This window comes from Nonomuraea corallina, from assembly GCF_027620315.1.
Classification (GTDB): Bacteria; Actinomycetota; Actinomycetes; order Streptosporangiales; family Streptosporangiaceae; genus Nonomuraea; species Nonomuraea corallina.
This window is the reverse complement of the sequence record NZ_JAPNNL010000235.1, coordinates 1-9,436: the sequence shown is the minus strand read 5'-3', so window position 1 is coordinate 9,436 and position 9,436 is coordinate 1. Positions and strand designations below refer to the sequence as shown.

8 protein-coding genes are annotated in these 9,436 nt (G+C 71.6%); 4 read left to right on the top strand and 4 right to left on the bottom strand.

All coding sequences use genetic code 11. The annotated features are described in order from the left end of the window. From OUY22_RS33905 to aceB, 4 genes are all read right to left on the bottom strand, one after another. Positions 1 to 389, bottom strand: a 389-nt coding sequence (locus tag OUY22_RS33905; protein ID WP_270159371.1) for a 4Fe-4S dicluster domain-containing protein, incomplete at its 3' end; no start/stop codon positions are given. Position 390: 1 nt separating this feature from the next. Beyond that, positions 391 to 1,629, bottom strand: coding sequence for an FAD-binding oxidoreductase (locus OUY22_RS33900; RefSeq protein WP_270159370.1), 1,239 nt, complete (start codon positions 1,627 to 1,629; stop codon positions 391 to 393). Next, positions 1,629 to 3,095: an FAD-linked oxidase C-terminal domain-containing protein gene (locus OUY22_RS33895; RefSeq protein WP_408638246.1), complete on the bottom strand. Its 1,467-nt coding sequence runs from the start codon at positions 3,093 to 3,095 to the stop codon at positions 1,629 to 1,631. The genes OUY22_RS33900 and OUY22_RS33895 overlap by 1 nt, the downstream gene beginning before the upstream one ends. A gap of 22 nt (positions 3,096 to 3,117) precedes the next feature. Continuing rightward, complete coding sequence (gene aceB / locus OUY22_RS33890; RefSeq protein ID WP_270159369.1) at positions 3,118 to 4,695, bottom strand: malate synthase A; 1,578 nt, start codon at positions 4,693 to 4,695, stop codon at positions 3,118 to 3,120. Positions 4,696 to 4,840: 145 nt separating this feature from the next. Here aceB and OUY22_RS33885 point away from each other — a divergent pair, with 145 nt between their 5' ends. From OUY22_RS33885 to OUY22_RS33870, 4 genes are all read left to right on the top strand, one after another. Beyond that, complete coding sequence (locus OUY22_RS33885) at positions 4,841 to 5,530, top strand: DUF4097 family beta strand repeat-containing protein (protein WP_270159368.1); 690 nt, start codon at positions 4,841 to 4,843, stop codon at positions 5,528 to 5,530. Positions 5,531 to 5,614: 84 nt separating this feature from the next. After that, positions 5,615 to 7,036, top strand: coding sequence for a GTPase HflX (gene hflX, locus OUY22_RS33880; protein ID WP_270159367.1), 1,422 nt, complete (start codon positions 5,615 to 5,617; stop codon positions 7,034 to 7,036). A 426-nt stretch (positions 7,037 to 7,462) separates the two neighbouring features. Next, positions 7,463 to 8,671: an amidohydrolase family protein gene (locus tag OUY22_RS33875; RefSeq protein WP_270159366.1), complete on the top strand. Its 1,209-nt coding sequence runs from the start codon at positions 7,463 to 7,465 to the stop codon at positions 8,669 to 8,671. Between the two features lie 13 nt (positions 8,672 to 8,684). Further along, the coding region (locus OUY22_RS33870; protein ID WP_270159365.1) for a DegV family protein at positions 8,685 to 9,436 on the top strand (752 nt) is incomplete at its 3' end.

The window sequence follows — 9,436 nt, the reverse complement described above, 5'->3', positions numbered from 1 at the left end:
AGCCGCCGGACCAGCCCGGTGCCCGGCCGCGCCAGCCGCAGCCTGCGCGGGTAGGGGAACAGGCCGAACACCAGGCCGCGCACCGCCCGGTCCTGGGGGTCGCGCTTGTGCTCGCGCTCCACCACGGCCCTGGTCTGCTCGATCAGCCGGTCGTAGCGGACCCCGGAGGGGCAGGCGGTCACGCACGCCATGCAGCCCAGGCAGGCGTCGAAGTGGCCGGCCATCTCCGGCGTGACCGCGGTGCCCTCGACGTACTGGCCCATCAGGTGGATGCGGCCGCGCGGGGAGTCCATCTCCTCGCCCCACAGCACATACGTGGGGCAGGTCGGCAGGCAGAACCCGCAGTGCACGCAGTCGCCGATCAGCTTCGGATCGGGTTCGGCGGCCATCTCAGATCCCTCCCACGAACCGGCCGGGAGACATCACGCGTCCCGGATCGAAGCGTTCCTTGACCCGCCGCATCAGCGGCAGCGCGCCGACGCGCCCCCACCGCTGGACGCTCTCGTACGGGGTCGCGTGCACGACGAGCCGGGCGCCGCAGCCCTCCAGCCGGTCGCGGAGCGCGGCCACCGCGCCGGTGACCCGCTCCTCGTCCTCCTCGCCCGCCTGGCCGTCCTCGCCCCACAGCTCCAGCCAGAGCCGGCCGCCCACCGCCGACCCGCGCAGCGAGAACCCGGTGTAGTGGACGGCGTCGAGCACCTCGGTCAGCGCCGCGGGCGGGAAGCGCACCTCGGCCAGCAGGCGGTCGTCGACGATCAGCCCCCACTGCGGCGGCGGCTCGTCCCGCACCCCGGTGACCACCTCGCCCATCCGCGCGGCCAGCGCCCGCGCCCGGTCCTCGGCGGCCGCGCCCTCGACCAGCACGGTCATCCAGATCGGCCCCTGGCCGTGCGGCCAGTCGAGTTCGACCGCGCTCGGCTCCTCCTGGGCGACGGCCAGCATCGCGGCCAGCTCCCGCGCCTGGCACGGCCCGCTCTGCGACACCCGGGGCGGCTCGACCACCGCCACGATCCAGCGCCGGTCGGCGGGCAGCGGGTGGAGCCGGAACGTGGCCTCGGCGATGACGCCGAGGGTGCCGAACGAGCCGGTGAACAGTTTGCCCAGGTCATAACCGGCGACGTTCTTGACGACCTTGCCGCCGGAGCGCGCGACGGTGCCGTCGGGCAGCACGACGGTGATGCCGATGAGCAGGTCGCGGGCCGTGCCGTAGCGGAAGGCGCGCGGCCCCGCGACCGCGGCGGCGAGCGTACCACCAATCGTGGCGCCTTCGGTGAACGGGACGTCGAGAGCCAGCTCCTGGCCGCTCTCCGCGAGCGCCGAGGCGAGCGCGTCCATGGTCACCCCGGCCTGCGCGCGCACCACCAGATCGCCCGCCGCGTGCTCGACGATCTCGTTCATGCAGCACAGGTCGAGCAGCACGTCCAGCCGCTCCGGCGGCGGCCCCCAGTGCAGCTTGGTGCCGCCGCCCGCGGGCACGACCGCGAGCCCGCGCTCCGCGCAGGCGCGCAGCACCGACGCGATCTCCTCGACCGTCTCGGGCAGCGCCACCCAGCGCGGCGTCACCCCGCACACGGCGTCCTCCGGCCCCGCCTCCCTGACCGTCGCGCCGACCGGCTTCTCCGAGAGCATCAGAACTGCTCCGCCTTCCCGGACTCCACCAGCGGGTGCACGCCCTTGCGCACGCCCGGGACCTCGCCGCACAGCCGCGGCGTGGGGAACACCTTGCCGGGGTTCGACAGCCCTCTGGGGTCGAACGCGCACCGTACGAGCTGCATGGTGTCGAGGTCGTCGTCGGTGAACATGCGCGGCATGTAGCGCGCCTTGTCCACGCCCACGCCGTGCTCGCCGGTGATCGAGCCGCCGTGCTCGACGCACAGGTCGATGATCGCGCCCGACACCGTCTCCGCGCGCTCGCCGGCGCCCGGCTCGGCGTCGTCGAACAGCACCAGCGGGTGCAGGTTGCCGTCACCGGCGTGGAACACGTTGGCGACCCGGATGCGGTGCTCGGCCGACAGCCGGTCGATCGCGGCCAGCACGCGCGGCAGCGCGGTGCGCGGCACCACGCCGTCCTGGACGATGTAGGCCGGGCTGATGCGCCCGACGGCGGCGAACGCCGACTTGCGGCCCTTCCAGATCGCCGCCCGCTCCTCCTGGTCCGCCGCGACGCGCAGCTCGAACGCGCCCGCGCAGATCTCCTTCAGCCGCGCGAACTGGAGCTCGACCTCGGCCGCCGGGCCGTCCAGCTCGACGATCAGCACCGCGCCCGCGCCCCGCGGGTAGTCGCAGGCCACCGCCGCCTCGGCGGCCTCGATGGCCAGCGCGTCCATCATCTCGATCGCCGCCGGCACGATGCCGGAGGCGATGATGGCCGACACCGCCCTGCCGCCCTGTTCGATGTTCTCGAAGGCGGCCAGCACGGTGGTGACCGACTCGGGCGCCGGGGTCAGCCGTACCGTGATCTTGGTGGCGATGCCGAGCGTGCCCTCCGAGCCGATGAACGCGCCCAGCAGGTCGTAGCCGGGGTCCATCCGGTCGAGCGTCACCAGGTCGCCGTCGGGGGTGACGATCTCGCAGGCCTCGACGTGGTTGACGGTGAAGCCGTACTTGAGGCAGTGGGCGCCGCCGGAGTTCTCCGCCACGTTGCCGCCGATCGAGCAGATCTGCTGGCTGGAGGGGTCAGGGGCGTAGTAGAAGCCCTGGTCGCGCACCGCCTCGGTGATCGCCAGGTTGGTCACCCCCGGCTCCACCACGGCCCGCCGGTTGGGCAGGTCCACCTCCAGGACGCGGCGCATCCTGGAGGTGACGATCAGCACCCCGTCCTCGCGGGGCAGCGCGCCGCCGGACAGGCCCGTGCCCGAGCCGCGGGCCACGAAGGGCACCGCGAACTCGACGCACAGCCTGACCACGGCCGCCACCTGCTCGGCGGTGGCGGGAAGCACGACCACGCCGGGCGTGGCACGGTGATAGGTGAGGCCGTCACACTCGTAGGTACGCAGCCGCACCGGATCGGTGATCACCGAGTCGGCGGACAGCACCTCGCGCAGCGCCGCCGTCAGCGTGTCGAGCATGGCGCCTCCAGCGAGTCGGCCTTCCATCAGTGCCAATATAGGTCGGCTTTTACGGCATGCGGGCGTATGCCGGAAGGGTCAGGAACTCGGCGAAGTCGTCGTCCAGGGCGACCTCCTTGAACAGCGCCGTGGCCTGCGCGAACAGCTCCTCGTCGTAGCCCGGCTGGGCGGCGATCTTCTCCAGCTCCTCGCCGATGATCCGCTCGACCAGCTCCTTGGTGACCTGCGCCCCGGTGTCGGCCAGCGTGATGTCGTTGTGGATCCACTGCCAGATCTGGGAGCGGGAGATCTCCGCCGTGGCGGCGTCCTCCATCAGGTTGTGGATCGCCACCGCGCCCTGCCCGCCCATCCACGCGGCCAGGTAGCGCAGCGCCACGTCCACGTTGTTGCGCAGCCCCGCCTCGGTGATCTCCCCCGGCGTCTCGGAGACGGACAGCAGGTCGGCGGCCGTGACCGTGACGTCCTCGCGCAGCCGGTCGAGCTGGTTGGGCCGGTCGCCGAGCACGCCGTCGAAGACCTCGCGGCAGATCGGCACCAGGTCCGGGTGCGCGACCCAGGAGCCGTCGAAGCCGTCGCCCGACTCACGGGTCTTGTCACCGCGCACCTTCTCCAGCGCGACCGCGTTGACCTCCGGATCGCGCCGCGAGGGGATGAACGCCGCCATCCCGCCGATCGCGTGCGCGCCGCGCTTGTGGCAGCTGCGCACCAGCAGCTCGGTGTACGCGCGCATGAACGGGGCCGTCATCGTCACCGCGTTCCGCTCCGGCAGCAGGAACTCCCGGCCCCGGGTGCGGAACTTCTTGATCACGCTGAACAGGTAGTCCCAGCGGCCCGCGTTGAGCCCCGCCGAGTGCTCGCGCAGCTCGTACAGGATCTCCTCCATCTCGAACGCGGCCGGGTAGGTCTCGATGAGCACGGTCGCCCTGATCGTGCCGTGCGGGATGCCGAGCAGCTCCTGGGCGCGGGTGAACACGTCGTTCCACAGCCGCGCCTCCAGGTGGGACTCCATCTTCGGCAGGTAGAAGTAGGGGCCCTTGCCCTTGTCGAGCTGCCGCTGGGCGCAGTGGAAGAAGTAGAGGCCGAAGTCGAACAGCGATGCCGACACCGGGTCCCCGTCGACGAGCGCGTGCTTCTCGTCGAGGTGCCAGCCGCGCGGCCGCACCACGATCGTGGCCAGCTCCTCGTCGGGGCGCAGCGCGTAGGACTTGCCGCCGGACTCGAAGTCGATCGTACGGTCGAGCGCGAGGCGCAGGTTGAGCTGGCCGAGCACGCAGTTCTCCCAGAGCGGGGAGTTGGCGTCCTCGAAGTCGGCCAGCCACACCTTGGCGCCGGAGTTGAGCGCGTTGATGGTCATCTTGCGGTCCACCGGCCCGGTGATCTCGACCCGCCGGTCCTCCAGGCCGGGCGCGGGCGGCGCGACCGTCCAGTCGCCCTCCCTGACCGCCTTGGTCTCCGGCAGGAAGTCGAGCGTGCCGCCGGCGGACAGCTCCCGCTGCCTGGCCTCGCGGGCCTCCAGCAGCTCCAGCCGCCTGCCGTTGAACTCCCGCTGCAGCGTCGTGACGAACGCGAGCGCCTCGGGCGTCAGGACCTCGTCGAACCGGTCGAGCATCGGGCCGGTGATCTCCATGGTGCGATCTCTTTCCGCTTCGTGGAAATGTCGTTCTGGATAATGGAAGTGAAGGTATGTCATCCGGGTTCGGGGGGTCAAAGCCGGGGTGCCTTCCGGGGCATCCCCGATGTGCGGGCGGGCCACGCGCGCCAGGATCGGAGTCATGAACAGAATCGCGATCGCGGGCGGGCTGCTGGCGTCGGCCGCGTTGCTGACGGGGTGCGGGCTGGACAGCCTCGCCGGGCCGAGTGAGCAGGACACGGCCTCGTACGAGGTGACGGAGAAGGTCACCAAGCTGGAGGTGCGCAACGGCTCGGGCGACACCCTGATCACCGAGACCGGGGGCGGCTCGGTGAAGGTCGACGAGACCCTCCGGTGGCGCGGCGAGAAGCCCGTCACCGAGCACACGGTGAACGGCGACACGTTGCTGATCACGTTCGACTGCCGGCGGGCCTGGGGCGACTGCGGCGTCGACTACGAGATCGAGATCCCGAAGGGCCTCCAGGTCAAGGCCGAGGCCGGGTCGGGCGACGTGACGCTCAGGTCGCTGTCCGGGCCGCTCGCCGTCAACGCCGGGTCCGGCGCCGTGGACGCCGCCGGCCTGACGAGCAAGACCGTCACCGGCGAGGTGGGCTCGGGCGACATCGAGCTCGAGTACGCCGCCGCGCCCGACGACGTCCGGCTGGAGACAGGCTCGGGCAGCGTCACCGTGCGCCTCCCCGACGAGGGCTACGACGTGAAGACCGAGGTCGGCAGCGGGGAGACCACGGTCTCGGTACGCGACGACCGCGGCGCCCCGCGCAAGGTCGTCATCAGCGCCGGATCCGGTGACGTGAGCGTGCTGCCGCGATAATGGGGTGTTGACCCCGGGGATGTCGTGCCACGATCGGGGGAAGACACCGAGGTGTCCAGACGTTCCCTATAAGAGATGACACGTATGCACGAAAATCCCGCGAACCCCGCGCTCGACGACTACGCGACCGGCGAAATGGACCTTGAGGAGCGCCAGGCGCTGCGCCGCGTGGCGGGCCTCTCCACCGAACTCCAGGATGTCTCCGAGGTCGAATACCGCCAGCTGCGACTCGAGCGGGTCGTCCTGGTGGGAGTCTGGACCTCGGGCACGATCGAAGACGCCGAGAACTCGCTCCAGGAGCTCAAGCTCCTGGCCGAAACCGCGGGTTCGCAGGTGCTCGAAGGCCTGATCCAGCGGCGCAAGTCCCCCGACCCCGCCACCTACATCGGCTCCGGCAAGGCGCTGGAGCTGCGCGACGTGGTCGAGTCGACCGGCGCCGACACCGTGATCTGCGACGGCGAGCTGAGCCCCGGCCAACTCCGCCAGCTCGAAGACGTGGTCAAGGTGAAGGTCATCGACCGCACGGCGCTGATCCTCGACATCTTCGCCCAGCACGCCAAGAGCAGGGAGGGCAAGGCCCAGGTCGAGCTCGCCCAGCTCCAGTACCTCCTGCCGCGCCTGCGCGGCTGGGGCGGCAACCTGTCCCGCCAGGTCGGCGGCCGGGCGGCCGGCGGCGTCGGCATCGGCGGCCGCGGCCCCGGTGAGACCAAGATCGAGCTGGACCGGCGCCGCATCCGCGAGCGGATGGCCAAGCTGCGCCGCCAGATCAGGGGCATGTCCACCTCCCGCGAGACCATGCGGCAGGGCCGTCAGCGGCGCGAGGTGCCCGCGGTCGCCATCGCGGGCTACACCAACGCCGGCAAGTCCTCGCTGCTCAACCGGATCACCGGGGCGGGCGTGCTGGTGGAGGACGCGCTCTTCGCCACCCTCGACCCGACCGTGCGCCGTTCCCGCACGCCGGAGGGCAGGCTGTTCACGATCGCCGACACCGTCGGCTTCGTGCGCCACCTGCCGACGCAGCTCGTCGAGGCGTTCCGGTCCACGCTGGAGGAGGTCGCGGACTCCGACCTGATCCTGCACGTGGTCGACGGCTCGCACCCCGACCCCGAGGGCCAGCTCGCCGCCGTGCGCGAGGTCTTCAGGACCATCGAGGGCGCGTCCGACGTGCCCGAGATCGTGGTGATCAACAAGGCCGACGCGGCCGACCAGGAGGTGCTCGACCGCCTGACGCGGCGCGAGCGCGACAGCGTCGTGGTGTCGGCCCGCACCGGCGCCGGCATCCCCGAGCTGCTCGCCCTCGTCGAACGCCGGCTGCCGCGCCTGGACCACGAGGTCACCCTCCTGGTCCCGTACGACCGGGGCGACCTGATCTCGCGGGCCCACAAGGAGGGCGAGGTGCTCTCGGTCGACCACGTCGAGGACGGCACCATCCTGAACGCCCGCGTGCTGCCGAGCCTCTACCAGGAGCTCATCCGCGTGGGCAAGCCGGTCGAGCGGGTCGCCTAGCGGCTCGTCCGTGACCGTCAGCCAGGGCAGCTCTGGCCACAAAGTGGTACAGGGCTGCCCAAACGCGTCAGTGGTCCGGCAACGCTGGGATTGCTAGGATTAGCCAAGCCTTTCGACTGATTGACACGGGTTAACGGATGACGGCTGCTGCGCCGACGGAGCACGCAGGGGCCAGAGGTTGCGGGTGTGCCAGGGCGACGGTTGTGAAGAGTGGGCTTTCTTCCGAATAACCCTGTACAGCAAGCCCGCATGTGAAATAACGTAACTGAACTGAAATCGCCGGATCATGCGTCCGGCGATACGGTCACCGCACAGCTTTGCGGATGAGAGCAGGAGACCCCCCATGTCGTCCGGACCCGGAGCGGACTCAGTGGGCGCGGCACAGGCCGTGCGCTGCGCGCTGCTCGCGCGTGGGGCGGTGATGCGGTGACCGTTCGGCTGCTGACCAACATCGGCCGGCTGTGGACCGGCAACGAGGTCCTCAGCAACGCCGCGATCCTCGTGCACAACGACCGCATCGCGTGGGTCGGGAGAGCCCCCGACCTGCCGCAGAGCGTCCCCGGTGTCGTCGACGACATCGTCGACGTCGACCACGTCGAAAACCTGAGCGGCGCCCTCGTCACCCCCGGTCTCATCGACGCCCACACCCACCCCGTCTACGCCGGCAACCGCTACGCCGAGCTGGCCATCCGCACCGGCGGCTCGACCTCGGCCTCCATCACCGCCGCGGGCGGCGGCGTGGGCTCCACCGTCACCGTGACCCGCGGCACCGACCCGTGGACGCTCTGCAACGGCGTGCGCGAGCGGCTGCGCGGCTGGCTGCTCAACGGCACCACCACGGTCGAGGCCAAGACCGGCTACCACCTCACCCGCGACGGCGAACTGGCCGACGTGCGGCTCCTGCGCGAGCTGGAGAAGGAGCCGATGATGCCGCGGGTGCACGTCACCTTCCTCGCGGCCAACGTCGTGCCACCGGAATACTTCGGCCGGCAGCGCGAGTACGTCGAGGCCGTGGGCGCCTGGTGCGCCGACGCGGCCGCCGCCGGCGCCGACAGCGTGGACGTCTACTGCGACGAGGGCCACTTCACCACCGAGGAGTCCCGCTGGGTGCTCGCCTCGGGCCGCAACGTCGGCCTGCTGCCGCGCATCCACGCCGGCATCTTCAGCCGCCGCGGCGCCGTCCAGCTCGCCGCCGAGCTCGGCTGCGCCTCCGCCGACGGGCTGCACCACATGTCCGAAGAGGACATCGCGATCATGTCCCGCTACGGCGTGCCCGCCGTCGTCTGCCCCGCCACCGCGCTCCAGCGCGGCCACCTGCCGCCGGTCCGCCAGATGATCAAGCACGGCGTGCAGATCGCGCTCGGCAGCGACCACAACCCCGGCTACTGCGGCATCACCTCGATGTCGCTGGTGATCGCGATGGCGGTGTCGGCGTTCGGCATGAGCGTCAACGACGCGCTGCGCGCGGCCACGCTCGGCGGCGCGACCGTTCTCGGCGCCCCTGACCGCGGGGTGCTGCAGCCGGGGCGGCTCGCCGACATCGTCCAGTGGGACGCCGACCACGAGGGCGCCTTCGCCTGGTCCTTCGGCCTCAAGCCGCGCCGCGTCTGGCGGGGTGGGACGCCGGTTCAGTAGCTAAAGTCGGGATATGTCGCCCGCTGTCGCTGTAGTCACGGATTCCACCGCCTATTTGCCTGAGCTGCCGGGCGTCAGCGTCGTCCCCGTACACGTGATCTTTGGCGATCGCTCCTGGGACGAGCCCGACCTCACCCGAGCCCTGACCGCGGCGAGCCGTGGAAGACGAGACGCCCCACCCGGCGGAAGCGGATCCGCCCCGGCGACGCGAGCAGGCCTCCCGTCGGGAGCCCAGCCCGCACCGGGAGGTCTGGCCGGGGCCGGAGGAGATCTCACGCCGGGAGACCTGGCGGGGACTGGAGGAGACGCCGCACCGGGAGATCTGGCGAGGGCTGGAGGAGACGCCGCACCGCGAGACCTGGCGAGGGCTGGAGGCGATTCCACGCCGGGCAGTCTGGCGGGGGCTGGAGGAGACGCCGCGCTGGGAGATCTGGCGAAGGGTGCGGGGGAGCCCGCGTCGGCTGCGTGGGGGGATCTCGCGACGGCCACCACGTCGAGGCCCGCGCCGGAGCGCTTCGCCTCCTGCTACGCGGTGCTCGCCGCGCAGGGGGCGGCGAGCGTGGTCTCCATCCACCTCTCAGGAGAGCTGTCCGGCACTGTCGAGGCGGCCAGAGCGGCGGCGCGTGAGGCCCCGCTGCCGGTCACGGTCATCGACAGCCGCTCGATCGGCATGGGCCTGGGCTTCCCCGTCCTGGGGGGGGGCCCCCCCCCCCCCGCCGCTGCCCGGCCCCTGGAAGAAGGTGGCCCGGCGTTCCCTGGTGACGA

Bases quoted from the DNA above. Each gene is read 5' to 3' on its own strand.
- OUY22_RS33900 (WP_270159370.1), bottom strand. From the start codon at position 1,629: ATGCTCTCGGAGAAGCCGGTCGGCGCGACGGTCAGGGAGGCGGGGCCG.
- OUY22_RS33895 (WP_408638246.1), bottom strand. From the start codon at position 3,095: ATGGAAGGCCGACTCGCTGGAGGCGCCATGCTCGACACGCTGACGGCG.
- aceB (WP_270159369.1), bottom strand. From the start codon at position 4,695: ATGGAGATCACCGGCCCGATGCTCGACCGGTTCGACGAGGTCCTGACG.
- OUY22_RS33885 (WP_270159368.1), top strand. From the start codon at position 4,841: ATGAACAGAATCGCGATCGCGGGCGGGCTGCTGGCGTCGGCCGCGTTG.
- hflX (WP_270159367.1), top strand. From the start codon at position 5,615: ATGCACGAAAATCCCGCGAACCCCGCGCTCGACGACTACGCGACCGGC.